Annotated in this window: 2 protein-coding genes; both read right to left on the bottom strand. The window is 55.3% G+C overall.

The window, feature by feature from the left end; translation table 11 throughout:
* Positions 1–94: 94 nt before the first annotated feature.
* Positions 95–715 (bottom strand): tetratricopeptide repeat protein, encoded by a 621-nt coding sequence (locus H9626_RS13265; protein WP_191710793.1) that lies wholly within the window; start codon positions 713–715, stop codon positions 95–97.
* A gap of 82 nt (positions 716–797) precedes the next feature.
* On the bottom strand, positions 798–1008 hold a 211-nt coding region (locus H9626_RS13260; RefSeq protein ID WP_225231005.1), incomplete at its 5' end, for a hypothetical protein.

Below are 1008 nucleotides of genomic sequence, written 5' to 3'. Positions count from 1 at the left end.
AACACAACGCAGTCACCTATAAACCTGTCTGGTCGTCAAATTCGCCAAAAACAATACGAATCTCGGCTCCTATGCCACGTCTGTTTTGCCACTCCTACAGCTCAAAATCACGTCCATCGCCCTCCGTACGCAGCACGCCGGCCCTTGCACTGTCCAGTGTCTTGCCATACCAGTTCAGTCCGGCGTCGACCGCCGACTCGAAATTCTCGACCGCACGCCGGTAGTATCGGCACGCCTCAGCGCTCCCGCCGGCAATGTGTTCATACTGCTCGGCCAATCGCAGATCGATGCTCGCCAACACCGCCTGGTCCTGAGGATCCTCCGGATTGCATGTCCGATGCGCGATAACCTCGGCCTTCCGATACAGCTCCATCGCCTTACCCGGGTCACGTTCACAGCCCTTCCCGGACCTGTACATATCGCCGAGCTTGTAGCAGCTCTCCTCGTTTCCCAGTTCCGCGCCCTTGGCGAACCAGTCAAACGCCTTGTCATAGTCAGGCGCCTCCACGCGCCCATACAGGAAGATATATCCAAGGTTCGTCGCCGCTTGGGTGTTGCCCATACCCGCACTACGCTCGTACCAACGCATCGCGTGGTCGAACAACCGTTCCTTCTCGACGGGATCCTTTGAGCGCATTGCACCCCGATACGCGCATACGCCGATATCCAGTGAGATATCCCCGCCGACCTCACGCTCACGTTCCTCGTTGTACATGAAACCGGTCATTCCGATCTCCTTCCGGGCTCACATATATCATCATCTTTCGTTCAGCTTTCATTCTCAGAGTTCCATCTGCTTAGTCTTCATGAAACTTCGAAAGATTCTGCCGGTAGACGGTTACTCTGCAGGAATAGACGCGCCAATGGAATGACGGGTCGGCATCAATGCCGTCCTCTCCGTAACAGGTGGTGTCTCTGACTTGACAGATCAGCCGCTCGTTTTCTGACATATCATCAAGCATTCGGGAAAGAAACCTGTCGTCGAAATCATGGTAGGGGGTATATGGC

The organism is Phocaeicola faecium (assembly GCF_014837055.1).
Taxonomy (GTDB): Bacteria; Bacteroidota; Bacteroidia; order Bacteroidales; family Bacteroidaceae; genus Phocaeicola; species Phocaeicola gallinarum.
Note: the sequence above shows the minus strand (reverse complement) of the source record. Positions and strands in the feature narration are given on the sequence as shown.

Coding starts and splice junctions, on each gene's coding strand:
- H9626_RS13265 (WP_191710793.1), bottom strand. CDS start 715: ATGTACAACGAGGAACGTGAGCGTGAGGTCGGCGGGGATATCTCACTG.